The organism is Variovorax sp. 10L421 (assembly GCF_056395365.1).
Genome location: NZ_JBFTJJ010000016.1, coordinates 176,671 through 201,884, shown reverse-complemented (window position 1 = coordinate 201,884; position 25,214 = coordinate 176,671). Strand labels below are relative to the sequence as shown.

At 68.7% G+C, this 25,214-nt stretch carries 21 protein-coding genes and 1 pseudogene; 12 read left to right on the top strand and 10 right to left on the bottom strand.

Annotated elements, in window-relative coordinates; translation table 11 throughout:
- The 9 genes and pseudogenes from AC1DFC_RS20555 to AC1DFC_RS20515 form a co-directional block, all read left to right on the top strand.
- Nucleotides 1–270 (top strand): annotated as a pseudogene (locus AC1DFC_RS20555) (type II secretion system secretin GspD); the annotation flags it as partial.
- Nucleotides 271–275: 5 nt separating this feature from the next.
- Nucleotides 276–1,667 carry a GspE/PulE family protein gene (locus AC1DFC_RS20550; RefSeq protein WP_042673156.1) on the top strand — a complete coding sequence of 464 codons (1,392 nt, stop codon included), beginning with the start codon at nt 276–278 and terminating at the stop codon, nt 1,665–1,667.
- 14 nt (nt 1,668–1,681) lie between these two features.
- Complete coding sequence (gene gspF, locus AC1DFC_RS20545; protein ID WP_007831708.1) at nt 1,682–2,920, top strand: type II secretion system inner membrane protein GspF; 1,239 nt, start codon at nt 1,682–1,684, stop codon at nt 2,918–2,920.
- A gap of 16 nt (nt 2,921–2,936) precedes the next feature.
- Nucleotides 2,937–3,512 carry a DUF7822 domain-containing protein gene (locus tag AC1DFC_RS20540; RefSeq protein WP_007831709.1) on the top strand — a complete coding sequence of 192 codons (576 nt, stop codon included), beginning with the start codon at nt 2,937–2,939 and terminating at the stop codon, nt 3,510–3,512.
- A gap of 15 nt (nt 3,513–3,527) precedes the next feature.
- Nucleotides 3,528–4,427: a 5'-nucleotidase gene (locus AC1DFC_RS20535; protein WP_007831710.1), complete on the top strand. Its 900-nt coding sequence runs from the start codon at nt 3,528–3,530 to the stop codon at nt 4,425–4,427.
- A 206-nt stretch (nt 4,428–4,633) separates the two neighbouring features.
- Entirely contained in the window at nt 4,634–4,831 is a 198-nt protein-coding gene (locus AC1DFC_RS20530; RefSeq protein WP_478179884.1) for a hypothetical protein, read from the top strand.
- 20 nt (nt 4,832–4,851) lie between these two features.
- The gene (locus tag AC1DFC_RS20525; protein ID WP_007831714.1) at nt 4,852–7,122 is read left to right on the top strand and encodes a phosphocholine-specific phospholipase C; all 2,271 of its coding nucleotides are present in this window, start codon (nt 4,852–4,854) and stop codon (nt 7,120–7,122) included.
- A gap of 20 nt (nt 7,123–7,142) precedes the next feature.
- The gene (locus AC1DFC_RS20520) at nt 7,143–8,537 is read left to right on the top strand and encodes an 8-oxoguanine deaminase (protein WP_478179883.1); all 1,395 of its coding nucleotides are present in this window, start codon (nt 7,143–7,145) and stop codon (nt 8,535–8,537) included.
- A 174-nt stretch (nt 8,538–8,711) separates the two neighbouring features.
- Nucleotides 8,712–10,721 (top strand): lipoxygenase family protein, encoded by a 2,010-nt coding sequence (locus AC1DFC_RS20515; protein WP_478179882.1) that lies wholly within the window; start codon nt 8,712–8,714, stop codon nt 10,719–10,721.
- An 18-nt stretch (nt 10,722–10,739) separates the two neighbouring features.
- Here AC1DFC_RS20515 and AC1DFC_RS20510 read toward each other — a convergent pair whose 3' ends face one another.
- The 3 genes from AC1DFC_RS20510 to AC1DFC_RS20500 are packed head-to-tail and all read right to left on the bottom strand — an operon-like array spanning nt 10,740 to nt 12,938.
- Complete coding sequence (locus AC1DFC_RS20510) at nt 10,740–12,023, bottom strand: c-type cytochrome (protein ID WP_413334015.1); 1,284 nt, start codon at nt 12,021–12,023, stop codon at nt 10,740–10,742.
- Nucleotides 12,024–12,036: 13 nt separating this feature from the next.
- Nucleotides 12,037–12,753 carry a c-type cytochrome gene (locus AC1DFC_RS20505; RefSeq protein WP_007831721.1) on the bottom strand — a complete coding sequence of 239 codons (717 nt, stop codon included), beginning with the start codon at nt 12,751–12,753 and terminating at the stop codon, nt 12,037–12,039.
- Nucleotides 12,750–12,938 (bottom strand): DUF2970 domain-containing protein, encoded by a 189-nt coding sequence (locus tag AC1DFC_RS20500; RefSeq protein ID WP_042673158.1) that lies wholly within the window; start codon nt 12,936–12,938, stop codon nt 12,750–12,752. The genes AC1DFC_RS20505 and AC1DFC_RS20500 overlap by 4 nt, the downstream gene beginning before the upstream one ends.
- Nucleotides 12,939–13,037: 99 nt before the next feature.
- Here AC1DFC_RS20500 and AC1DFC_RS20495 point away from each other — a divergent pair, with 99 nt between their 5' ends.
- Nucleotides 13,038–14,456, top strand: a complete 1,419-nt coding sequence (locus tag AC1DFC_RS20495) for an aminotransferase-like domain-containing protein (protein WP_413334011.1) — start codon at nt 13,038–13,040, stop codon at nt 14,454–14,456.
- Here AC1DFC_RS20495 and AC1DFC_RS20490 read toward each other — a convergent pair.
- The 6 genes from AC1DFC_RS20490 to AC1DFC_RS20465 form a co-directional block, all read right to left on the bottom strand.
- Nucleotides 14,404–15,669 (bottom strand): MFS transporter, encoded by a 1,266-nt coding sequence (locus AC1DFC_RS20490; protein ID WP_007831727.1) that lies wholly within the window; start codon nt 15,667–15,669, stop codon nt 14,404–14,406. The two genes, AC1DFC_RS20495 and AC1DFC_RS20490, sit on opposite strands and share 53 nt — an antisense overlap.
- Nucleotides 15,670–15,781: 112 nt before the next feature.
- Complete coding sequence (phnX, locus tag AC1DFC_RS20485) at nt 15,782–16,615, bottom strand: phosphonoacetaldehyde hydrolase (protein ID WP_413334009.1); 834 nt, start codon at nt 16,613–16,615, stop codon at nt 15,782–15,784.
- A gap of 49 nt (nt 16,616–16,664) precedes the next feature.
- Nucleotides 16,665–17,795 (bottom strand): TIGR03364 family FAD-dependent oxidoreductase, encoded by a 1,131-nt coding sequence (locus tag AC1DFC_RS20480; protein WP_413334007.1) that lies wholly within the window; start codon nt 17,793–17,795, stop codon nt 16,665–16,667.
- Nucleotides 17,795–19,510 carry a putative 2-aminoethylphosphonate ABC transporter permease subunit gene (locus tag AC1DFC_RS20475; RefSeq protein ID WP_478179881.1) on the bottom strand — a complete coding sequence of 572 codons (1,716 nt, stop codon included), beginning with the start codon at nt 19,508–19,510 and terminating at the stop codon, nt 17,795–17,797. The genes AC1DFC_RS20480 and AC1DFC_RS20475 overlap by 1 nt, the downstream gene beginning before the upstream one ends.
- Nucleotides 19,511–19,513: 3 nt before the next feature.
- Complete coding sequence (locus AC1DFC_RS20470; protein WP_007831736.1) at nt 19,514–20,596, bottom strand: ABC transporter ATP-binding protein; 1,083 nt, start codon at nt 20,594–20,596, stop codon at nt 19,514–19,516.
- Between the two features lie 117 nt (nt 20,597–20,713).
- Nucleotides 20,714–21,748 (bottom strand): putative 2-aminoethylphosphonate ABC transporter substrate-binding protein, encoded by a 1,035-nt coding sequence (locus AC1DFC_RS20465; RefSeq protein WP_007831737.1) that lies wholly within the window; start codon nt 21,746–21,748, stop codon nt 20,714–20,716.
- A gap of 187 nt (nt 21,749–21,935) precedes the next feature.
- On the opposite strand from AC1DFC_RS20465, the gene AC1DFC_RS20460 reads away from it, so the two are divergent.
- Both AC1DFC_RS20460 and AC1DFC_RS20455 read left to right on the top strand, forming a co-directional pair.
- Nucleotides 21,936–22,496: a phosphonate degradation HD-domain oxygenase gene (locus AC1DFC_RS20460; protein ID WP_478179880.1), complete on the top strand. Its 561-nt coding sequence runs from the start codon at nt 21,936–21,938 to the stop codon at nt 22,494–22,496.
- Nucleotides 22,497–22,604: 108 nt separating this feature from the next.
- Nucleotides 22,605–24,395, top strand: coding sequence for an ABC transporter ATP-binding protein/permease (locus AC1DFC_RS20455; RefSeq protein ID WP_413315393.1), 1,791 nt, complete (start codon nt 22,605–22,607; stop codon nt 24,393–24,395).
- Here the strand turns inward: AC1DFC_RS20455 and queC are convergent.
- Nucleotides 24,377–25,081 carry a 7-cyano-7-deazaguanine synthase QueC gene (queC, locus tag AC1DFC_RS20450; protein WP_007831740.1) on the bottom strand — a complete coding sequence of 235 codons (705 nt, stop codon included), beginning with the start codon at nt 25,079–25,081 and terminating at the stop codon, nt 24,377–24,379. The genes AC1DFC_RS20455 and queC overlap by 19 nt on opposite strands.
- Nucleotides 25,082–25,214 lie beyond the last annotated feature (133 nt).

Genomic DNA, 25,214 nt, shown 5'->3' with positions numbered 1-25,214 from the left:
GACCGCTACGACGAGATCCGCGGCCAGCAGCTGCAGACGCAGCCGAACACCGACAACGTCATGCTGCGCGGCGTGAACGCCGCGCCGGTGCTGCCCGACTCCGCACTGCAGCGCTCGAACAACCGCGGCAGCGGCAGCACCCGCATGGAGGGCACGCAGCTCATTCCGCCGCCGCAGCCGCTCTCCGACAACCGCAAGCTGGCCCCGAGCCCGCTGCGCGGCGCCCTGCCGCCGACGGCCGACCCGGTCAGCGCACGCGAACTGCCTTGATGTCCATGCGCTACCCGCTTCCCTACGCGTTCGCACGCACCCAGCAACTGCTGCTCGAGGAGTCCGACGACGGCCGCTACACACTGTGGATGTCGAGCCACCCGGCGCGCAGCGCGGTCGGCGAGGTGTCGCGCAAGTACGGCGTGCAGGCCTTCGAGGTGCTGGCCGACGGCCCGTTGGCACAGCGCATCAGCGCGGCCTACGCGCAGGGCGAATCGAGCGCCGCCGCGGTGGTGAGCGAGGTGCAGAGCGACGCCGACCTCTCACGCATGATGCAGGAGCTGCCAGCGGTCGAAGACCTGCTGGAGAGCGCGGGCGACGCGCCCATCATCCGCATGCTGAACGCGCTGCTCACGCAGGCCGCGCGCGACGGCGCAAGCGACATCCACATCGAGCCCTACGAGCGCACGTCGTCCGTGCGCTTTCGCATCGACGGCACGCTGCGCGAGGTGGTACAGCCCAACCGCGCGCTGCACGCCGCGCTGATCTCGCGCCTGAAGATCATGGCCGACCTCGACATCTCGGAGAAGCGGCTGCCGCAGGACGGGCGCATCAGCTTGCGCATCGGCACGCGCGCGGTCGACGTGCGGGTGTCGACGCTGCCCAGTGCGCACGGCGAGCGCGCAGTGCTGCGCCTGCTGGACAAGAGCGAGTCGAAGCTCACGCTCGAATCGGTGGGCATGCAGGGCGACACGCTCGCGCGCTTCGAGAAGCTCATTGCGCAGCCGCACGGCATCATCCTCGTGACCGGGCCCACGGGCTCGGGCAAGACCACCACGCTGTACGCCGCACTGGCCCGGCTCGACGCGAGCCGCAGCAACATCATGACGGTCGAAGACCCGATCGAGTACGAGCTGCCGGGCGTGGGCCAGACGCAGATCAACGCCAAGATCGAGCTCACCTTCGCCAAGGCCCTGCGCGCCATCCTGCGGCAGGACCCGGACGTGATCATGATCGGCGAGATCCGCGACTTCGAGACCGCGCAGATCGCCATCCAGGCCTCGCTGACCGGCCACCTCGTGCTGGCCACGCTGCACACCAACGACTCGGTCAGCGCCGTCACACGCCTGACCGACATGGGTGTGGAGCCCTTCCTGCTGAGCTCCTCGCTGCTTGGCGTGCTCGCGCAGCGCCTCGTGCGCAAGGTCTGCACGGTGTGTGCCGGGGCAGGCTGCGAGGCGTGCGGCCAGACCGGCTACCAGGGCCGCACCGGCATCTTCGAACTGCTGGTGGCCGACGAGACCGTGCAGGGCCTGATCCACAGCAAGGCGGCCGAGAGCGAGCTGCTGCAGGCCGGCGCGCGCGGCGGCCTGCGCCTGATGCGCGAGGACGGCGAGCGGCTGGTGCAGGCCGGTATCACCTCGCGCGCCGAGTTGCTGCGCGTCACACGGGACTAGGTTCCCGCTCCGCCATGCCCGCCTATTCCTTCGAAGCCATCGACGCCAGCGGCCAGTCGCGCGAAGGCGTGCTGGAGGCCGACACTGCCCGCAGCGCGCGCAGCCTGCTGCGGGCGCAGGCGCTCATTCCGCTGTCGGTCAAGCCGGTCGGCAGCGACCACGTCAACGGCACCGGCCAGCGCAGCGGCCTCGGCCGCTGGCTCGGCGGCGGCAAGCGCGTCTTCAATTCCACCGGCCTCGCTGTGTGGACGCGGCAGCTCGCAGGGCTCGTCTCGTCGGGCCTGCCGCTGGAACGCGCGCTCACGGCGCTCACTGACGAGGCCGAATCGGAGCCGCAGCGCAACCTCGTCGCCTCGCTGCGCGCCGAGGTCAACGCGGGCTCGCCGTTTGCGCGCGCGCTGTCGGCGCACGCGCGCGAGTTCTCGCCCATCTACACCGCCGTGATCGGTGCCGGTGAACAAAGCGGCAACCTCGGACTCGTGCTCGACCGCCTTGCCGACGACCTGGAAGAACGCCAGGCGCTGCAGCAGAAGCTGATCGGCGCGGCGCTGTACCCGGCCATCGTCACGCTGGTGGCGATCGTGATCGTGATCTTCCTCGTGAGCTACGTGGTGCCGCAGGTGGCGCAGGTGTTCGCGGGCACCAAGCGCTCGCTGCCTTTTCTCACGACCGTGATGCTGTCGCTGAGCGCGGGCGTTCGCAACTACGGCTGGTGGATGCTGGGCGCAGTGGTGCTCGCGGCCGTCGGCGCGCGGCTGGCGCTGGCGCAGGAAGCCTTGCGCCTGAAATTCGATGCGGCCTGGCTCAAGCTGCCGCTGGTCGGCAAGCTCGCTCGCGGCTACAACGCGGCGCGCTTCGCCAGCACGCTCGCCATGCTGGCCACCGCCGGCGTGCCGATCCTGCGCGCGCTGCAGGCCGCCTCCGAGACGCTGGGCAACCGCGCGATGCGCGCCGACGCGCTCGACGCGCTGGTGCTCGTGCGCGAAGGCGCGCCGCTCGCTTCGGCGCTCGCGCAGAAGAAGCGCTTTCCGGGTCTCGTGTCGATGTTCGCGCGCCTGGGCGAGCAGACCGGCACGCTGCCGCTGATGCTGCAGCGCGCGGCCAACCAACTCGGCGCCGAGGTGCAGCGCCGCGCGATGCACCTGGCCACCATCCTCGAGCCGCTGCTGATCGTGGCAATGGGCGGCGTGGTGATGCTGATCGTGCTGGCCGTGATGCTGCCGATCATCCAGTTGAACCAGTTCGTCAAATAGCGGGAGCCTCGCCGCCATGGCCAATCGAAGCTACCTGTTCGCCAGTCCTTTCGTGCCGGGAGCCGATCCCGAGAAGGACGATCCACGGCAGGTCAAGGGCATCTCGGAGCGCAGCTACGCCATTCCGCTGGTCTACCGGCTGCTGGTGTCCGCGGACGTGCGGCTGTGCCGCTCGATGATCTGGAACCTGCCCGAACCCACCGCGCTCGCGGGCCGCGCCGGCGCGGGCATCGACCGGCTGCAGCAGCTTCTCGCGCGCATCGACCATCCGGCGGTTGCGCCGTTGTGCAAGCAGGCACTCGACTTCCTGAGCAACCACGCCGACCGCAGCGGCTACTTCGTGCTGGAGTGCGCCGAGATCCTCGACATGGGCGATGCGCCGCTCGGCGAGCAGGCCGCCGACCTGCTGAAGGACGTGCAGAACATCGACGCCGAGATCGAAGCCGCCGTGGCCGAGCTCGCGCCGAAGAAGAAGAATTTCTGGCAGCGCGTTTTCACGCCGTCCCAGGAGAGCATCGAGGCGCCGCTGCGCGAGTTGGGCCTGGGCTACTGGTCGGATACGCTCTACTACGCGCCCGACCAGGCGACCTGAACCCACCGCACGCTCATGCCAGTCACCCTCGAAGACAAGCTCGTGGTCGCGATCTCCTCGCGCGCCCTGTTCAACCTCGAAGAAGAAAACAAGATCTTCGAGGCCGGGGACAACGAGGGCTACATGAAGCTGCAGCTCGACCGCATCGACGTGCCGGCCGCGCCCGGCATCGCCTACTCGCTGATCCGGAAGCTGCTGCGCTTCAACGAAGACGGCGTGCAGCGCGTCGAGGTGGTGATTCTTTCGCGCAACGATCCGGTCTCGGGCATGCGCATCTTCAAGTCGAGCGCGGCCGCCGACATCAAGCTGCAGCGCGGCGTGTTCACGCAGGGCCGCCCGCCCTTCGGCTACCTGCGCCCGCTGCGCGCGCACCTGTTCCTGTCGGTCAACGGTCAGGACGTGCGCGAGGCGCTCATCGCGGGCTTTCCGGCCGCGCGGGTGTTGGTCGAATCGGTAAAGGCCAGCGACGCCTGGCCGAACGAAGTGCGCATTGCCTTCGACGGCGACGCGGTGCTGTTCTCCGACGAGGCCGAGCGCGTGTTCCAGGCCGAGGGGCTCGACGCCTTCCAGGCGCACGAACTCAGCAAGGCCGACCTGCCGCTGCCCGAAGGTCCCTTCAAGCCGCTGCTGATGGCGCTGCACCGGCTGCAGATGGCCGGCAACGCGCAGATGCGCATTCGCACCGCGCTGGTCACCGCGCGCAGCGCACCGGCGCACGAGCGCGCCATTCGCACGCTGATGAAGTGGAACATCCGCGTCGACGAGGCCATGTTCCTCGGCGGCCTGCCCAAGGGCGAATTCCTGCGCGAGTTCGAGCCCGATTTCTTCTTCGACGACCAGACCGGCCACGTCGACGCGGCCTCGCGGCACGTGCCCGCCGGACATGTGTCCAGCGGTATCAGCAACGAGCCCTGAGCCCGGGCTCGAACGCGGCGCCAGGCCGCGCCACACCGTCGTTCCGCCGTTGCCGAAAGCGCCCGCCCGGCGGTGCGTTGTCACGCGCCTGACTTCGCTGCGTCACTGCAAGTTAACCGCCCGGTAACGGGTTCTCCCTAGTCTTGTGGGCCCGGATGCGCGCTCCTGTCGCGCCTTCCAGAACCACATAACAAAGGACCGATTCCATGCGACTTCTTTTCCCCGGCACGCGGCTTGCGCCCGTGCTGTTGCTGGCCTGCGCGCTCTCGGCCTGCGGGGGCGGCAGCGACGGTGGCGGCGGCGGCTTCTTCGGCGGCACGCCGACGACCCCGGCCACGCCTACACCCACGACGCCCACCCCACCCGACAACGCCGTGAAGCCCGAGATGCGCTGCGCACCGTGAGCATTGCCAGGAACAACACCATGACCACCCGCCGCAAATTCCTCACGGGCGCCGCCACCACCGGCATCGCCGCCGCCGCGCTCAATGCCTTTCCGCCAAGCATCCGCCGCGCGCTCGCCATTCCCGCCAACAACAAGACCGGCACGATCATGGACGTCGAGCACGTCGTGATCCTGATGCAGGAAAACCGCTCCTTCGACCATTACTTCGGCACACTCATGGGCGTGCGGGGCTTCGGCGACCGCTTCACCATTCCGCTGCCCGGCGGGCGCAGCGTGTGGCAGCAGAGCGATGCCGCCGGCAAGCTGGTGCTGCCCTATCACCTCGACCAGACCAAGGGCAACGCGCAGCGCGTGAGCGGCACGCCGCACTCGTGGAACGACGCGCAGAACGCCTGGGACGGCGGCCGCCTCAGCCAATGGCCCAGGTACAAGACCACCGCTTCGATGGGCTACTTCCAGGAAGCCGAAGTGCAGTTCCAGTACGCGCTGGCCAACGCCTTCACCGTGTGCGACAGCTACCACTGCGGCATGCACACCGGCACCAACTCGAACCGCCTGTTCCACTGGAGCGGCACCAACGGCCCATCGGGCGAAACGGGCGCCGGCCTCGCGGGCCTCTCGTCGATAGACAACACTTGGGAGAACCTCCGGTTTCCATGGGACCCGGTAAAAAACCCAGGTGTCGACTCGACCACCTACGGCTGCAACTGGAAGACCTATCCGGAGCGCCTGCAGGACGCCAAGGTCAGCTGGATGCTCTACCAGAACCTGCCCGACAACTTCACCGACAACCCGCTGGCAGGCTTCCAGCAGTACCGTGCGGCCAACAAGGCCTCGGGCAAGAACGACATGCGCTACGACGGCGACGCCAGCCCGCCCGACGGCGTGACGCTGCCGGCCTACGACCCCGCCAGCGACGATGCCGGCAATCCGCTCTACAAGGGCATCGCCAACACCATGCCCGACGGCGGCCTGCTGGGAACGTTCCAGCAGGACGTCCTCAACGGCAAGCTGGCGCAGGTGTCGTGGATCGTGGCGCCCGCCACCTACTCCGAGCACCCCGGTCCTTCGAGCCCGGTGCAGGGCGCGTGGTACATCCAGCAGGTGCTGGACGCGCTCACCGCATCGCCCGATGTGTGGAGCAAGACGGTCTTCATCGTCAACTTCGACGAGAACGACGGCTACTTCGACCACGTGCCGTCGCCCTCGGCGCCTTCGCTGGCCGACCCCGCCGACCCGAAGAGCGCCGCGGGCAAGACCACGCTGTCCGACAGCGACATCGCCTTCGAGCGCCACACATACCCCCTCGTGGGCACCACCGTCGCGCCTGCGGACGGCCGCGTCTATGGCCCGGGCCCGCGCGTGCCGATGTACGTCATCTCGCCGTGGAGCCGCGGCGGCTGGGTCAACTCGCAGGTGTTCGATCACACCTCGGTGCTGCGCTTCCTCGAGGCGCGATTTGGCGTCGTGGAGAAGAACATCAGCCCGTTCCGGCGCGCGGTGTGCGGCGACCTCACGAGCGCCTTCAACTTCGCCACGCCCAACAACGAAGTGCTGCCCACGCTCGCCGGGCGCCGCACCAAGGCCCAGGCCGACCAATTGCGCGCCGACCAGCAAGCGCTCGCGCAGGTGCCGCTGCCGCTCACGCCCGCGCTGCCGCAGCAGGCCACGGGCACGCGCCCCTCGCGCGCCTTGCCGTATGAACTGCACACCAGCGCCAAGGCCGATGCGGTCAACGGCAAGCTGCAGCTGCTGTTCGCCAACACCGGCAAGGCCGCGGCGGTGTTCCACGTGTACGACAAGCTGCACCTCGACCGCCTGCCGCGCCGCTACATGGTGGAAGCAGGAAAGCAGCTCGACGACACCTGGGCCGCGATGGCCGACGATGGCGGGCGCTACGACCTGTGGGTGCTCGGGCCGAGCGGCTTCCATCGCCACTTCAAAGGCAACCTCGGCACGCTGCGCGCCGGCGACGCCGCGGCGCCCGAGGTTCGCGTTTGCTACGACATCACCAACGGCAATGTCTACCTGAGCATGCGCAACGACGGCAAGGCGGCCTGCAGGTTCACCGTCACTGCCAAGGCCTATCGCAACGACGGCCCGTGGACCGCGACAGTGAACGGCGGCGCCACCACCGATCAGCACTGGGAACTCGCGAGCAGCGGTCAGTGGTACGACTTCGCAGTCACCTGCGATGCCGACCCGGCCTATTACCGCCGCTTTGCGGGCCGCGTGGAAACCGGCAGGCACACGGTGAGCGATCCGGCGATGGGCTTGCCCGACCTCTGAGCGCGGGCAAGAATGCCGGCATGCTGAAGATCCTTCGACATGCCGACGTTCTGGTCACCATGGACGCCGCGCGGCGCGAAATCGCCGACGGCGCCGTAGTGTGCGATGGCCCCGCGATAGCCTGGGTGGGCCCCACTGCCGAGCTGTCCATCGCCTACCTCGACGCCCTGCGCAACGGCCAGGCCGAGGCCATCGACATGCACGGCCACGTCGTGATGCCCGGCCTGGTCAACACGCACCACCACATGTACCAGAGCCTCACCCGCGCCGTGCCCGAGGCGCAGGACGCCGAGCTGTTCGGCTGGCTCACCAACCTGTACCTGCTGTGGGCGCGCCTCACGCCCGAGATGATCCGCGTCTCGACGCAGACTGCGATGGCCGAGCTGATGCTCTCGGGCTGCACCACCACCAGCGACCATCTCTACCTGTTTCCCAACGGCTCGCGGCTCGATGATTCGATCGAGGCGGCCGATGCCACGGGCATGCGCTTTCATGCGGCGCGCGGCAGCATGAGCGTGGGCCGCAGCACCGGCGGCCTGCCGCCCGACGAGGTGGTGGAAACCGAGGAAGCCATCCTGCGCGACAGCGAGCGGCTCATCGGCCGCTGGCACGATGCCAGCCGCCATTCGATGCGCCGCATCGTGCTCGCGCCCTGCTCGCCGTTCTCGGTGTCGCGCGACCTGATGCGCCTGTCGGCCGAGCTGGCGCGCGAGCGCGGCGTGTCGCTGCATACGCACCTGGCCGAGAACGACAACGACGTGGCGTACTCGCGCGAGAAGTTCGGCATGACGCCGGCCGAATACGCCGAAGACCTGGGCTGGGTCGGCCGCGACGTGTGGCACGCGCACTGCGTGAAGCTCGACGAGGCCGGCATCGCGCTGTTCGGCCGCACCGGGACGGGCGTAGCGCACTGCCCCTGCTCCAACATGCGGCTGGCCTCGGGCATCGCGCCGATCGGTGCGATGCGCCGCGCAGGCGTTCCCGTAGGGCTGGGCGTGGACGGCAGCGCATCGAACGACGGCGCGCACATGCTCGGTGAAGCGCGGCAGGCCCTGCTGCTGCAGCGCGTGGGCTACGGCCCGGCGGCAATGACGGCGCGCGAGGCGCTGGAGATCGCCACGCTGGGCGGTGCGCGCGTGCTCGGGCGCGACGACATCGGCGCGATCGCGCCGGGCATGTCGGCCGACATCGTGGCCTTCGACCTGCGCGGCGTGGCGCATGCGGGTGCGGGGCACGACCCGGTGGCGGCGCTGGTGTTCTGCACGCCGGGGGCGGTGTCGCTGAGCGTGATCAATGGGGCGGTTCGCATCCGCGACGGAGAGTTCACCGGCATGGCGCTCGCACCGCTGCTGGCAAGGCACCGCGACCTGGCGCGCACGCTCTACGACGCCGCACGGCACCCGCACACGGCCTGACGCCGGCGCTCGCGCTAGCACCGGGAGCGCGCTTCCAGGCTAGGCACCAACCCTCATTGCCAGCGCCAGAGCCCCTCCGCAGAATCCGCCCACCAAATAGAACGAGCGTTCTATTTGGTGGCCGAACCCCTCCTCGGCCTTCCCCCAGACTCACTACAACAGGGAACGCTCCCGATGAAACGCAGAGACATCCTCAAATGGTCGGCCTCGGCGGGTGGCCTGGGCCTGCTGGCCGGCAGGCCTTCCACCGCCTCGGCGGCCCTGCCGGTGCCCAAGCCCACGCTGCCGCAAAAGATCGACCCGATCAGCGCCACGCTGCGGCGCCTCGAACTGGTGGGGCGGCAGTCGACCTACCTCTGGACCGAATCGCACATCAACCTGGCTGGCGTACCAATGGGTGCGGTGGTGCCGCCGGGCGAACTGCCGGCGCTCGAACACCAGCTCGCGACCCTCTCGAAGGCGGTCGAAGCCGTCACCAATTTCGCGGCCTCGTTCGCCACCAGCGCGCTGGCCTCGGGCAGCCTGCAGTCGCTCGACAACCTGCGCACGCGCCTCGCGGGGCTTCAGGCCAGCTTCGATCAACTGCTGGCCGCCAACGGCGGATTGCTCACGCTGCCCGCGACGGTGTTGAACCTGCTTGCCACTCTCACCAGCACGGCAGGCGACATCGGCACGCAGCTCAGGCAGATCCATCACGACCTGCTCTCGCAAGGCCCGCTGGGCGCATTGAACGGACCGAAGACGGTGGCGCAGTACGACGCGCTGTTCGTCACCATCGAGAAGCCGGCCATCTCGCAGCTGCTGCACGACAACGACCTGTTCGCGGCCATGCGTGTGGCCGGCCCCAACCCGACGCTGATCCAGCGGGCGACGGCGCTGCCGGCCAAGTTCCCGTTGAGCGACGCCCAGTACCGCCAGGTGATGGGCGCCGGCGACAGCCTCGCCGACGCGGCGGCCTCAGGCCGCCTCTACCTCCTCGACTACGAAGGCCTGGGCGACATGGCGCCGGCCGGCCCGCAGGCCAAGCCGCTCACGGGCACGGGCTACATCCACGCGCCCATCGCGCTGTTCGCACGGCCGAAGACCGGCCGCTCGCTGGTGCCGGTCGCGATCCAGTGCGCACAGGAGCCGACACTCGCCCCGATCTTCCTGCGCGTGGACGACACCGCCAACGCCGAAGCCTGGTGGGCCTGGCAATCGGCGAAGACCGCCGTGCAGGTGGCCGACTTCAACTACCACGAGATGTTCGTGCACCTGGGCCGCACGCACCTGATGTCGGAGGCCTTCGCGATGGCCACGCAGCGCCAGTTCGCGACCGCGCATCCGCTGAGCCGGCTGCTGTCGCCGCACCTCGAGGGCGCGATGTTCATCAACGAGGCCGCGACGCTGATCATCATGGCGCCGCTGACCACGGGCGACGTGATCCTCGCCGCGCCCATCGAGACGCTGCAGAGCGCGTGCGGCCGCGACCGGCTGGCCTACGACTTCCAGGACCGCATGATGCTGCCCAACGACCTGCGCACGCGCGGCGTGGACGACACGGCGGCGCTGCCCGACTACCCGTACCGCGACGACGGGCTGCTGGTGTGGAACGCCATCGCGCAATGGGTCGGCGACTACGTGGCCACCTACTACTTGAGCGACGGCGACGTGACCGGCGACTACGAGCTCAAGGCCTGGGCCACCGAGCTCGCGACCAGCGGCAAGGTGCACGGCTTGCGCCCCATCACCACACGCGCGCAGCTCGTCGACGTGCTGACCGCGATCATCTTCAACGCCAGCGCGCAGCACGCGGCGGTGAACTTTCCGCAGTACTCGGTGATGACGTATGCGCCCTTCAGCGCGGGCACGGGCGGCATGCCGGCACCGACGGGCAGTGCGGGGCAGAGCGAAGCGAGCTGGTCGCAGATGCTGCCGTCGCGGCTGGCGGCGCAGGAGCAGATCCTGCTGTTCCACATCCTCGGCGGCGTGTACTACCGGCCGCTGGGCGAGTACAAGGACAACGTGTTCCCGCACCTGCCGGTGCTGATCGACCCGGCCATCGCAGGACCGGGCGGGCCGCTGGAGCGCTTCCGCAATGCGCTGGCCGGCATCGAGGCCACCATCCGCCAGCGCAACACCACGCGCACGCGGCCCTACGAGCACTTGCTGCCGAGCCGCATTCCCTCGAGCACGAACATCTGAAGCAAGCGCAGGCGCCGCTCAGCGCCGCATCGTGTCGAGCTGCGTGACGGGCGCGCTGTCGTTGCCCCAGGAGCCGCGCACATAGGTGAGCACGGCTGCGACCTCGGCGGCATCCAGCGTCTGCCCGAACGGAGGCATGCCGTAGGGCCGTGGATTGCCGGGCGTCGAGGGCAGGAAGCCGCCGTGCGCGACCACCTGGATCAGGTTGGTGGGCCGCGCCATGTTGACAGCGCGGTTGCCGGCGAGCGGCGGATAGGCGCCCACGGCGCCCTGCCCCTGGTCGCCATGGCAGTAGGCACAGCGCTGGTCGTAGATCTTCGCGCCGCGCGTCATCGTGGCGGCGTCGCGGCGGATCGGGGCCTTCGCGATGGTCGCAGCCTCGGGCTTCGGTGCATCGGGCAGGTCCTTCAGGTAGCTCGCCATGGCCGTGAGGTCGGCGTCGCTCAGGTACTGCGTGCTGCGGAACACCACGTCGGCCATCGGCCCCATGACCGAGCCGCGCGGCGCGACGCCGCTCTTGAGCAGCGACACCACGTCGGCCGCGGGCCAGCCGGCAACGCCGGCTTCGTGCGGGTCGTTGAGCGAGGGCGCATACCAGTTCTCCACGGCGATCAGGCCGCCCGAAAGGCCAAGCCTCGTTTCCGTCGCGCCAAGCGAGTTGCGGCTGCCGTGGCACGCAATGCAATGGCCGAGGCCGTTGACCAGGTACGCGCCCCGGTTCCATTCAGCGGGCTTGCCGGCATTGGCCACGAAGGGCTCGGGCTTGAACGACAGCGCACGCCACACGGCCAGCGCCGCCTGCGTGTCGTAGGGGAAGCGCAGCAGGTGCGCCCTGTTGGGCTCCGGCGCGGGCGGCAGGCTGCGCAGGTAGGCGTAGATCGCATCCGAATCCTCGCGCGTCACCTGCGTGAAGTTGGGATACGGAAACGCCGGGTACAGCAGCCGCCCGTCCTTGCTGCGGCCGTTGTGCATCGCGCGCCAGAAGTGCGCGCTGCTCCAGCTGCCGATGCCGCTCTTGCCGTCGGGCGTGAGGTTGCTCGAAAAGATGGTGCCGAAGGGCGTCTCCAGGGGCAGCCCGCCCGCATAGGGCTGGCCGCCGCGCGTGGTGTGGCAGCCCGCGCAGTTGCCGGCCAATGCGAGATAGCGCCCGCGCTCGATCAGCTGCGGCGTGGCCGCGAAGGCTTCGGCCTGCGTGGGCAGCGGGTCTTCGCCGCGCAGGTTCATCGCGACGATGGTGCCCGCTGCCGCGGCCCCCAGCACGATCAGCGTCAGCAGCGTCCAGCCCAGGCGTCGCAGTTTCATGATCGCGGCCCCGTCACTTCGACTTCGGCATGCCGCCGCAGTTCACGGGCAGCGGCGCGGGCAGCGAGGCCGCGGGCTTCGTGTCGGCCGGCATCGGCTGCACCGCCAGCCAGCTCGCTACAGCGTTGATGTCGGCGGTGGTCATGCGCCGGCCAATGTCGGCCATGCAGTCGGGCGGCAGCGCATGCCGCTCGCTCGTGAGCCATGCGCCGAGTTGCGACGACACGTACAGCCGCGGCAGCCCCAGGAGCCCCGGAATGGCCGGCTGCACGCCGGTGAGGGCCGCGCCATGGCACTGCACGCAGGCGGGCACGCCGCGCGCCGCATCGCCTTCGTGCACGAGCTGGCGGCCGCGCTGCAACTGCTCGGGCGTCGCGTCGCTGGTGGTGGCGATGGGCGGGTAAGGCAGTTGCAGCCCGGAGAAGTACTCGGCCATCTCGCGCAGGTACGCATCCGACAGGTGCTGCACCATGTACGCCATGTCGCTGTTGAAGCGCCGCCCGTCGCGAAAGCTCACGAGCTGGTTGAACAGGTAGCCGGCCGGCTTGCCGGCAAGGCGCGGAAAGTAGCCGGCGTTGGTGGTCGCGCCTTCGCGGCCGTGGCAGGCGATGCAGGCGGCTGCGCGCTGCTCGATGGTGTCGGGCACCGTGGCGGGCGTTGCGGCACCCGCCATGCCCTGCGTGGCGAACAACATCAGCCCGATGGCGGCGAAGCGAATGCGCAGCTTCATGTGCCGGCAGCGTAGTGCGCCAACGCGAGCAACCCCGCGATCAGCAGCAGCACCATCACCAGCGCTACGCCGATCAGCGGCAGGATGCCGACCTGTGCCGTCCGCTTGTCGGCATCGGCGCGGCGGCCACCCAGCCCGATGAAACTCCACAGAACGGCGCGCACCGCGCGCATGAGATTCGTCATGAGGCCGAGTGTGGCCCAGTCGGGCTCAAAAAAACAGATGCAGATCGGCTCCATTCGACCGGTGCAGATAAAGTGCGACCGAATGAAGAGCAAGCCGCAATGAAGCGATACGAAGCCCTGGCCGCCGACATCGAGGCCTCGATCCGCAACGGCACCCTGAAGACCGGCGACCGCCTGCCCTCGGTGCGCCACACGGGCCAGAGCCGGGGCGTGAGCGCGTCCACCGTGTTCCAGGCGTACTACCTGCTGGAAGCGCGCGGACTCGTGCGTGCACGGGACCGTTCGGGCTACTACGTGGCGGGCGGCGGCCTGCGTGATGCGCCCCCCGAATCCACGCTGACCTCGCGTCCCGTGGACGGGCCGAAGTCGCTCGACGTGAGCGACCAGGTGTTCGACATCCTCGAAGCCAGCATGTCGCGCAAGGTCGTGCCCTTCGGCTCGGCCTTTCCGAGCCCGCTGCTGTTTCCGCTGGCGCGGCTCGGGCAATTCATGGCCGCCAGCGCCAAGTCGCTCGACCCATGGAGCACGGTGGACGACCTCACGCCCGGCAGCGCGGCGCTGCGCCGGCAGATCGCGCTGCGCTACCTCGCCGACGGCATGCCGGTGCCGGCCGACGAGATCGTCATCACCAACGGCGCGCTCGAAGCGCTCAATCTCTGCCTCGCGGCCGTGACTCGGCCGGGCGACGCCGTGATCGTCGAATCGCCCACCTTCTATGCCGCGCTGCAGGCGCTGGAGCGCATGGGCCTGCGGGCCATCGAGGTACCGACGCATCCGGGCGAAGGCATCGATCTCGCAGCGCTGGAGCTGGCCGTCGCGGCACACAAGCCCGCGGCATGCTGGCTCATGACCACGTTCCAGAATCCGCTCGGCAGCCTGATGCCGGACGCGAAGAAGAAGGCACTGGTCGCCCTGCTCGCGCGGCACGAACTGCCGCTGATCGAGGACGACGTGTACGCCGAGCTGTACTTCGGCGAGCGGCGGCCTGCACCGGCCAAGGCCTTCGACACGCAGGGGCTGGTGCTGCACTGCTCGTCGTTCTCGAAATGCCTCGCGCCGGGCTATCGCATCGGCTGGACCTCGGCCGGGCGCTTCGCGCGCAGGGTGGCGCGACAGAAGCTCACGACCACGCTCAGCACCTCGGCGCCCGCGCAGCTGGCGCTCGCGGGCTATCTCGAAAAGGGTGCCTTCGACAAGCACCTGCGCAAGCTGCGGCAGACGCTGTCAATGCAGCAGGCCACCTTCACGCAGGCCGTGGGCCACCACTTTCCGCCGGGCACGCGCGCCACGCGGCCGCTGGGCGGATACTTCCTGTGGGTCGAGTTGCCACCACGCGTGAACGCGCTCGACATCCATCGCAAGGCGCTGGAACTCGGCATCAGCGTCGCGCCGGGACCGATCTTCTCGGCCACGCGCGCCTTCACCAATTGCCTGCGGCTGAACTACGGCCACCCATGGAGCGGGCTCAGCGAGCAGGCGATGCGGACACTCGGCCGGCTGGCCGCCGAAGCGTCCTGAACAGCAGAAACGCCGTGATGCTCACGTTCACCAGGTTCCATCCGATGCCGTTCAGGAAGGCCGCGTGGTAGCTGCCCGTGAGGTCGAACACCTTGCCCGACATCCACCCGCCCAGCGCCATGCCGAACAGCGAGAACATCAGCACCGTGCCCACGCGCGCGCCCGCCTCCTTCGGCGGAAAGTGCTCGCGCACGATGATCGCGTAGGACGGCACGAGGCCACCCTGGAACAGCCCGAACAGCGCCGAGATCACGTACAGCGGCACCAGCCCGTCGAACGGCAGGAACAGCAGCAGCGCCACGCACTGCAGCACGCCGCCCAGCAGCAGCGTGCGCAGCCCGCCGATGCGGTCGCAGATGGCGCCCGACACCAGCCGGCTCACGATGCCGAAGCCCAGCATCAGCGACAGCATCATCGCGCCCTGCGCCGGCCCGTAACCCAGGTCGCCGCAGTAGGCCACGATGTGCACCTGCGGCATCGCCATGGCCACGCAGCAGGCCACGCTGGCCACGCACAGCAGGCCTTGGGCCGCGCCCATGCTCAGGCCGAAGGGCCGCGTCATGTCGCGCACGACCGCCGCGCTCGATGCATTCACAGGCGGCACATGGACGAGCGCAGGCGGGCGCGCGCGGAAGAACAGCGCGAGCAGCGCCATCGCCAGCCCGCAGAAGACGCCGATGCCGATGTAGGTCTGGCGCCAGCCCACGGTTTCGACGAAGTGCTGCGCGACGGGCGGCCACACCGCGCCCGCAAGATAGTTGCCGCTGGCGCACACCGCCACCGCGATGCCGCGCCGCTTGACGAACCACAGCGAGGTGTCGGCCACCATCGGCGCGAAGGCGACCGAGCTGCCGAGCAGGCCGACCAGCAGCGCCTGCGCGACGGTGAATGAAACGATGCCGCCCGACATGCCGGTGGCGATGTAGCCCGCGCCGAGGAACACCGAGCCCATCAGGAGCGGCCACATCACACCGAAGCGGTCGGCGAGCTTGCCCATGACGACGCCGCCGAAGCCGAACCCGAGCATCAGCAGCGTGTAGGGCAGCGAAGCATCGGCACGGTCGATGCCGAACTCGGCCTGCACCGCGGGCAACATCACCGAGACCACGTACATGCCGCTGCTGCCGACCGTCATGATCAGCAGCGTGAGGCCGAGGCGGAACATGGCGTAGCGCGAATCCGCCGCGTGGACGGTTGTCTCGGATGTCTTCATTGCTTTTCTCCTCGCCGAGGATACCCCGCGGCGGGAAGATGCCGGCACGCCCGATCACGCCCGATCATGCAACCCCGGCGGCACGGTGCCGCCTTCGCGTGCAAGGCGCGGATCAGCTCACCGAAACGACCGGACGCTCGCCGCCCTTCAGCCGGCGTTCGATGTCCTCGAGCACGTTCGGCAGATCCGCCACGCTGTCGATCACGTAGTGCGCGCCCGCAGCCTTCAGCTGCGTGGTCGCGATCTTCCGCAAGGCCTGCTGCTGCGCCTCGTCGAGCGCCGTCCACTCGGCGAGCGTCAGCCCCACCGCGTTGCCGGTGACCGCGAGGCCCACGGCCCAGGTGCCCGCGTTGAGGCCTTCCTGCAGGCCCACGCCGGTGTCGTCGACCTTCACCACGGTGTGCGGCGGCCACACGCCCAGGTCGGCGAAGCAGCGGTACATCATGAGCGGCGACGGCCGGCCCGCGGCGAGGTCGCCGGCACACACGAGGTTGTCCGGCACATAGCCGCCGGCCGCGGCGATGGGCACGACCACTTCCATGATCGGGCGGTTGTAGCCGGTGGTCGAGCCGATCTTCAGGCCCCGTCCACGGGCCGCATTCACCGCATCGATCGCGCCGGGAATGAAGTCGGCGTGGTCGCGCGCGCTCGCGGCGTTCATGGGCGTGAAGACTTCATAGAGGCGATCGACGTCCGCGTCGTCGAAGGCGCGGCCGTGCCTGGCCTCCCATTGCGAGGCGATGCGCGGCAACGTGCCGAGCGCCTTGATGTGGTCCCACTTGGCCATGCCCATCGGGCCGCGCGCCTCGGCGATGGTGATGTCCACGCCGAACTGCTCGAACAGCTTCACGAAGGCGCCCATGGGTGCGCAGGAGCCGAAATCGAGGATGGTGCCGGCCCAGTCGAAGACGACGGCCTGGAGCTTGGAGCGGTTGTGGGCGTTCATGGCGAGAGGATGGAAAGAATCGGGTGCAAGACAAGGCGCGGCGCGCGCGTCACCATGCGTCGAAGACGTCGTGCGCGATACCGAAGCCGGTGCTCGCGCCGCTGCCGCTGGTGACCAGCACCACGCGGGTGGCGTCGTCGGGCGCGTCGATCACGCAGGGCGTGGTCCTGGACGAGGGGTAGACGCCGGTCCAGCGCTCGGTGATCTGCGCGGTTTCGAGGTTGAGCGTGCTGCGCAGGTGGCGCAGGATGAGCTGGTCGACCTCTTCCATCGCGAAGGGTTCGGGCGCATCGCCGTAGTGGTGCGAGTCGCCGACCACGAGCGAGCCGTCGGCGCTCTGCACCACGATGAGATGGATGCCGTGTTCGAGCGACGCAGCCTCTTCCTGCTGCAGCCGCGCGCGCAGTGCGGCGGCTTCGGGCAGCGTGCTGTAGCCCTCGTAGCGCACGAGGCTCAGGTCCATCATCACCGAGCCCGGCAGGCGGAAGCCCGCCTCGGGCTTCACGCGCAGCATCTGCAGGCGGCACAGCGTGAGCGCGTGCGCGGCGATGCGGTCGGCGAAGAGGCCGTGCAGCTCGGTGTTGGTGCAGACCGCCACGCGCTCGCCGCGAAGAACGCCGCGCGAGGTGCGAACGCGCGGCGTTTCCACCTCGTGTACGGTCTCGCCGAAGCGGAACACGACGCCATGCACCTCGGCCAGCCATTTCGCGAGCAGGCCGATGGCGGTGCGCGACTCGACGCGCAGTTCGTGCGGACTGAACAGCACCGAGCGCGCGTCGGCCAGGCTCAGCGCGGGCGCCTTGGCCTGCGCGTCGGCCGCGTCGAGCAGCTCGCAGGCCTCGCCCATCGGCGTGCGCATGAAGGCCTCGAGCACCGAGTGCGCCTCGGGCCGGTAGGCCGCGAGCCAGAGGTTGCGGTGCACGATGTCGATGCCGGCTTTCGGCGCGACGGCCTGCCAGACCTCGCGCGCATGCATCGCGCGGCGCCAGGTGTCGCCCGGCGCCTGGCCGGTGATGGTGATGAAGCCGAAGTTGCGGATCGACGCGCCGATGGCGGCCGCATCGCGCTCGACCACGCAGACCTTGAGGCCGCGCTGCGCAGCGGTGTAGGCGTGGGCCAGGCCGACGATGCCGGCGCCGACGACGATGAGGTCGAAATTGTCTTGGGGGGTGCCGGGCATTACCGGTCTCTCCAGGTTTGGGTGCGCGCGAGCGCCCAGTGCCCGGCCAGTGCGAATACGCCGCGGCCGACGGCGGCCGTGAGCATGATCAGCGAGGCCATGGCAGCGGCGGGGGCCACGTCGCCGGCATCGTCCATGTTGAGCACGGCGATGGCGGCCAACGTGGTCTGCGGCGAGTAGAGGAACACGACGGCCGACACGGTGGTCATCGCATTGATGAAGAAGTAGCCGCCCACGTTGAGCACGGTCGGCAGCGCCACCGGCAGGTGCACGCGCCAGAGCGTGCGCCAGAACGGCACGCCCATCGACTCGGACACCAGCTCGTACTCGCGGTCGAGCTGGCGCAGCGCGGTGAGCGAGGTGAGGTGCGCCACCGAGAAGAAGTGTGCCACCGTGCAGATGACGAGGATCGCCATGCCGCCGTACAGGCCGTTCAGCGGATTCGACGGCGAGTTGAAGAAGAAGATGTACCCCACGCCCAGCACCAGCCCGGGCACGGCGAGCGGCAGGTTCGCCAGCAGGTTGAGCAGCTCGCGCAAGAGGCCGAAATGGCGCGGCTTCTCCACCAGGTAGGCAGAGATAAAAGTGACGAGCGCGCCCGCCACCGCCGCGCACAATGCGAGGCGCAGCGAGTTGAAGTAACTGCCCCATCCGCCGCCGTCCATGTTGCTGAAGTCGTAGTTCTTCAGCGATGGTGCGAGCTTGTACGGCCAGTAGGTGGCGAGCGATGCGAACACCGCCATGCCGATCATCACGAGGATGGCGCAGGCCGTGAGGGCGCAGAACACGAGCAGCGCGCGGTCGCGCGCCTTCACGGGCTCCGGCTGGTAGGGCGTGGCGCGCGCCGAAAGCGCCGCCGCCTGCCTGCTGCGCACGCGCCGCTCGACGAGAAAGGAGAGCACCGCCGGAATCAGCAGCACGAGCCCCACCACCGCGCCCATCTGGAAGTTCTGCTGCCCGACCACCTGCTTGTAGATGTCGGTCGCGAGCACGCCGGTCTGGCCGCCGACCACCTTGGGCACGCCGAAGTCGGTGATGACCAGCACGAACACCACCATCGTGGCCACGATGAGGCCGTAGCGCGAGGCCGGCAGCGTCACGGTGCGGAAGATGCGCCAGCGCGAGGCACCGAGCGTCTGCGCCGCTTCATAGAGCCGACCATCGGACGTGGCCATGGCGGTCGTGAGGATCAGGAGCGCATGCGGCAGCGTCCAGAACACCGAGCCGAGCACGATGCCCAGCGGCCCGTAGATCGAGGCCTCGCCCATCAGCCCCTTGAAGAGGCCCTGGTTGCCGAACAGGTAGACCAGGCTGATGGCCGGCAGCAGCGAGGGCGCGAGCAGCGGAATGAGCGCCACCGCGCGCAGCGCGCCCTTGGCCGGCACGCAGGAGAGCGTCAGCGCATAGGCGTACACATAGGCGATCGCCGTGCAGACCACCGCGCTGATCGCCGCGAGCCACAGGCTGTTGAAGGCCGATTGCACGAGCGCCGGGCTGTCGAGGTAGCGCGCGAAATTCGCCGGGCCGACGAACGCGCCCGCGCGGTCGAAGAAGCTCTGGCCCACGAGCGCGCCGACGGGCAGCGCGACGATCACGGCCAGCAGCAGCACGAGCAACGCGACGGCCGCACCGGTCAGCCAGCGCTCGCGGTCGAACGCGCTGCCACGCGGCAGCACCATCGGCCGCACGGCGATGGCATCGGGAGAACTGCTCATGGCTCAGTGCGCCAGGATGGACAGCGCATTCAGGGGCAGTTGGATGTGCACCATGCTGCTGGGCACCAGCGGCTCCTCGCCGCCGTAGCGCGCGTCGGCCGGCAGCTCGGCCTCGATCTCGATGCCCAGTGGCTCGCAAGCCAGCCGCGCCGAGGTGCGGTTGCCGAAGAACTCCGTGTCGAGCAGGCGCGCCGCGAAACTGTTGGCGCCCAGTTCGGTGCCGAAGCGCTTGACCACCACATGCTCGGGGCGGATGCCCACGGTGGCCTGCGAACCCACGCTCAGGGTGCCGAGGTTGCTCGGCGTGCAGAACAGTTCGCTGTCGCGCACGCGCACCTTGCCCTCGGCCAGCACGGTCGCGGGCAGCATGTTCATGCGGCCGACGAAGCCCGCCGCGAAACGGGTGCGCGGCTGGCGGTACAGCTCGTCGGGCGTGCCGGCCTGCTCGATGCGGCCGTTGTGCATCAGCACCACGCGGTCGGCCATCGAGAGGGCTTCTTCCTGGTCGTGCGTGACCATGATGGTGACGATGCCCAGGCGCTTTTGCAGCGAACGGATCTCGCTGCGAAGGCTCGCGCGCACCTGCGCGTCGAGCGCGGAGAGCGGCTCGTCGAGCAGCAGCAGGCGCGGGTTCGGCGCGAGGGCACGCGCCAGTGCGATGCGCTGCTGCTGGCCGCCCGAGAGCTGCACCGGGTACTTGTCGGCGTGCGCAGCGAGGCCGACGAGGTCGAGCATCTCGCGCGAGCGCTTGGCCATCTCGCGCGCCAGTGCGCCGGTGGGATGCAGGCCGTAGGCGATGTTCTGCGCCGCCGTGAGGTTGGGGAACAGCGCATACGACTGGAACACCACGCCGAAGCCGCGCGCCGCGGGCGGCAGGCCCGCGATGTCCTGGCCGCCGAGCAGGATCTGCCCGCTGTCGGCGCGCTCGATGCCGCACACGATGCGCAGCAGCGTGGTCTTGCCGCAACCCGAGGGACCGAGCAGGCACACGAATTCGCCGGGCTCGATGTCCAGGTCGATGCCGTCGAGCACGCGGGTGGCGCCAAAGGACTTGCCGATGCCGCGGAGAGAAAGAAAGCTGGTCATGGTCGAAGCCCGTCAGTCAAGGAACACCGCGGAACCGGCTTCGCCGGGCCGCAGGTGTTGCCCCCGGTAGGGGTTGGCGAAGCGACACGAAGTGCGCGAAGACTGGGGGCGAGCTCATCACATCGGCTTCTTTTCGGATTTCGATTCGTAGCGCTTGGACCATTCGGTGAGGATACGGTCGCGGTTCGCGGCGGCCCAGGTGAAGTCGTTCTTGGCGAGCAGCTTCTCGACGTCGCCCGGCACGAATTCGAGCTTCTCCTGGATGCCCGGCAGCGCGAGCACGGCGAAGTTCTTCGCGTAGAGCTCGTTGGCCTGCTTGGTGACGGCCCAGTCGGCCAGCGCCTTGGCGGCGTCCTGCTTCTTGCTGGTCTTGATGATGCCGGTGGCTTCCATGTCCCAGCCGAGGCCCTCCTTGGGCAGCACGATGTCGATGGGGGCGCCGTCGCGCTTGGTCTTGTTGGCGCGGTATTCGAAGGACATGCCGAGCGCGAATTCGCCGGCGCCGGCCTGGCGGCAGGGCTTGCTGCCCGACTGGCTGTAGATACCGATGTTCTGGTGCAGCGCGTCCATGTACTTCCACGCTTTTTCCTCGCCCATCATCTGGATCCAGCCCGACACCATGAGGTAGCCGGTGCCCGATGCCGCGGGGTTGGGCATGGTGATCTGGCCCTTGTAGACCGGGTTGGTGAGATCCGCCCAGCTGGTGGGCTTGGGCAGGTTCTTCTTCGTGGCTTCGGCGGTGTTGAAGCAGATGGCCGACGACCACACGTCCATTCCGACCCACTTGGGCGGGTTGGCCGGATCGCGCATGGTGGCCTTCACGGCGTCCAGGCCCTTGGGCGCATAGGGCTGGAGCATGCCTTCCTTGTCGAGCAGCATCAGCGAAGTGGCGGCCAGGCCCCACACCACGTCGGCCTGCGGGTTGGCCTTTTCGGCCAGCAGCTTGGCGGTGACGATGCCGGTGGAGTCGCGCACGAACTTCAGTTCGACGGCCGGGTTTTCCTTTTCGAACGCGGCCTTGTAGGCCTGCACCTGGTCGGCTTCGAGCGCGGTGTAGACCAGCAGCTCGGTGCGGCCTTGCGCGGAGGCTGCGAAGGCCAGCGAGAACAACGCGGCGGGCACGGCAACGCGGCGGATGAAGCGGAACGACATGATGGGAGATCCCTCGGGAAGGAGTGAAAGTACGCGGACGAAAGTACGCACGGCTCGGCCGTGGACGCGGCGATGCTCGCAGTGCCGTGTGACAGGGGTTTGTCAGATGCGTCACACGGATGTCATGGCGCGGGACGACGCTTCACAGGCTGCCGCACGCGCTTGGCGTTTGCTTCGTTTCAACTCCATGACACTCGACCTCGCCGAGATCGCACGCCTGTTCGCCGAACGCGGCGGGGTGGTCTACGCGGGCGAGCCGGTCTCGCAGCTCGAACACGCGCTGCAGTGCGCATGGCTCGCCGAGCAGGCGGGTGCGAGCGACGCGCTGGTCACGGCCGCACTGCTGCACGACCTTGGACACCTGCTGATCGCCGAGCACCAGACGCTCGCGCAATCGCCCACCGAGCTGGGTATCGACGATCGCCATCAATACATCGCGCTGCCGCTGCTGCGCGGCGCCTTCGACGTGGAAGTGCGCGAGCCGATACGGCTGCACGTGGATGCCAAGCGCTATCTGTGCGCGATGCGGCCGGACTATTTCTCGAAGCTCTCGCCGGATTCCGTGCGCAGCCTTGCACTGCAGGGCGGCGTGATGGATGCGGCAGCGGCGGCCCGTTTTGCCGAGCATCGCTGGGCCGACGATGCGGTGCGGCTGAGGCTTTGGGACGAAGAGGCGAAGGTCGAGGGGTTGAAGACACCGCCGCTGGCGTATTTCCTTTCGACGGCTGCGCGGGTCCTTCTGCGCTGAAGGTACTTTTTTTGCCCGGCGGCCGGGTTTCAGGTCCATTTAAGAAACATTTGTCTACTATGGTTTCCTCATGATGTCCGGCGCACCTGCGCCTGCGAGGAAACCTGCATGTCTTCATCCGTCACGGCGCGAGCCGCCACGTTCACCCAGGTTCTGAGGCGCGTCTTTGCGCTTGCGGCGCCTTATTTCAGGTCCGAGGAGAAATGGCGCGCGAGGACCATGTTCGCGGCGATCGTCGCGCTCAACCTGGCCTACGTCTACGCGCTGGTGCTCTTCAACCAGTGGTACGGGCGCTTCTACGACGGGCTGCAGAACAAGGATGCGGCGGTCTTCTGGCGCGAGATCCGCGTGTTCGTCGTGCTGGCCTTTTTCAACATCGCGCTGCAGGTGCTCAAGTTCTATGTGACGCAATTGCTCCAGCTGCGCTGGCGCAGCTGGATGACGCGCGACTACATGACGCGCTGGATGGCCAACCGCACCTTCTATCACCTCGAACTCGCGCGCTACGCGAACAAGGACGGCCAGACGCCGGACAACCCCGACCAGCGTATCCAGGAAGACATGCAGCTTTTCACCGACTACACGATGACGCTGTCGATGGGCCTGCTGAATGCGGTGGTCACGCTGGTGAGCTTCGTCGGCATCCTCTGGGGGCTGTCGGGCAGCGTCGAATTCTCGATGGGCGGCACCACCTACCAGATCGTGGGCGCCATGGTGTGGCTGGCGATCGCGTACTGCGTGGTCGGGACCGTCATCACGCATTTCATCGGCCGCCCGCTGATCGGCACCAACTTCCGCCAGCAGCGCTTCGAGGCCGACTTCCGGCATCACCTGGTGCGGGTGCGCGAGTACAGCGAGGCGATCGCGCTGGACAGGGGCGAGAAGGTCGAGCACGGCCAGCTCGACATGCGCTTTGGCAGCGTGCTGCGCAACTACCTGCTGCTCATCAAGCAGCAGAAGAACCTGATCACCTTCACCTCGTTCTTCGGGCAGGCTGCGGTGATCTTCCCGTTCGTGGTGGCCGCGCCCCGCTTCTTCAGCGGCGCGATCCAGTTGGGCCAGCTGATGCAGATCTCGTCTGCATTCGGCAAGGTGCAGGACTCGCTGAGCTGGTTCGTCGACAACTACGACAAGGTCGCGGTCTGGCGCGCCACCACCGACCGTCTGACCAGCTTCGACGACGCGATGCGCGCCCACGCTGCGCAGGCCATGCCGCTGCAACGCGGGGAGGCGGCCGATCTGCGCAGCGACGACCTCTCTGTGGCGCTGCCAAACGGCACTTCGCTGCTGAGCGGCGCCGCGCTGGCCGTGAAACCCGGCGACAGCGTGCTGCTGCAGGGCTCCTCGGGCAGCGGCAAGTCGACCTTGTTCCGCTCCTTCGCCGGCATCTGGCCGTTCGCGAGCGGGCACGTGAAGATGCCAGACGGCGCGGTGTTCATGCCGCAGCGCCCCTACGTGCCCGACGGCAAGCTGCGCGACGCGCTGACCTACCCGAACCCCGCCGCCGATTTCACCGACGAGCAGCTTCGCAAGGCTCTGACCGACGCCCTCCTCCCCGACCTGGCCAGCCGCCTGGACGACAGCGATTCATGGAGCCAGAAACTCTCCGGCGGCGAGCAGCAGCGCCTGGCCATCGCACGCGTGCTGCTGAAGAAACCGGCATGGCTCTTCGCCGACGAGGTCACCAGCGCACTCGATGCGCAGGCCGAGGGTGTGCTCTACAAGCGGTTGTCGGACATGGTCCATGCAGCGGGCGGCGCGATGGTGTCGATCGCGCACCGCGCAGCCGTCGGAGACTTCCACAACCAGCGCTGGACGCTGGTGCCGCAGGAAGAAGCAACGGCGGGCGGCGCGCGCTACCGGCTGAACATCTCGGCGGCTCAACCCGCCGCGGCGTAGCGCTCCCAGCCCTTCTTGCGCAGCTCGCAGGCGGGGCATTCGCCACACCCGTAGCCCCAGGCCTGGCGGTGCACGCGATCGCCCAGGTAGCAGGTGTGCGTCTCTTCCACGATCAGCTCCACCAGCGGCTCGCCGCCCAGGCGGTGGGCCATGGCCCAGGTCTCGGCCTTGTCGATCCACATGAGCGGCGTCTCGATGACGAGGCGGCGCTCCAGCCCGAGCGAGAGCGCGAGCTGCATCGCCTTCATGGTGTCGTCGCGGCAGTCGGGGTACCCCGAGAAGTCGGTCTCGCAGACGCCGGTGACGATCACCTGCAGCCCGCGCCGGTACGCCAGCGCGCCGGCCAGCGTGAGGAACAGCAGGTTGCGCCCTGGCACGAAGGTGTTGGGCAGGCCGTCGGCCTGCATGGCGAAGGCGACCTCTTCGGTCAGCGAGGAGCCGCCGAGCTGCGCCAGCGCCGCGAGCGTGAGTACGTGGTCTTCGCCGAGGCGGGGCGCCCAGACGGGGAAACGCTCGCGCATCTTCGCGAGGACGGTGCCGCGCACGTCGAGCTCGACGCGGTGGCGCTGCCCGTAGTCGAAGCCCAGGGTTTCGACGCGCTGGTACTTCGAGAGCGCATCGGCGAGGCAGGTGGCCGAGTCCTGGCCGCCGGAGAACAGAACGAGGGCGGTGGTGTGCAGGGGCATATCCGTCAACGGCGAGGCCGCTGTAGTCCAAAGACGCGATTTTCGCAGGCCGCGCCCGCTGGCAGCCGGGCATGACACGCCGGCGAATTCCGCCGCCTTTCTTTTTTGAAATGGGCTGAACTTTCTCGGCGGA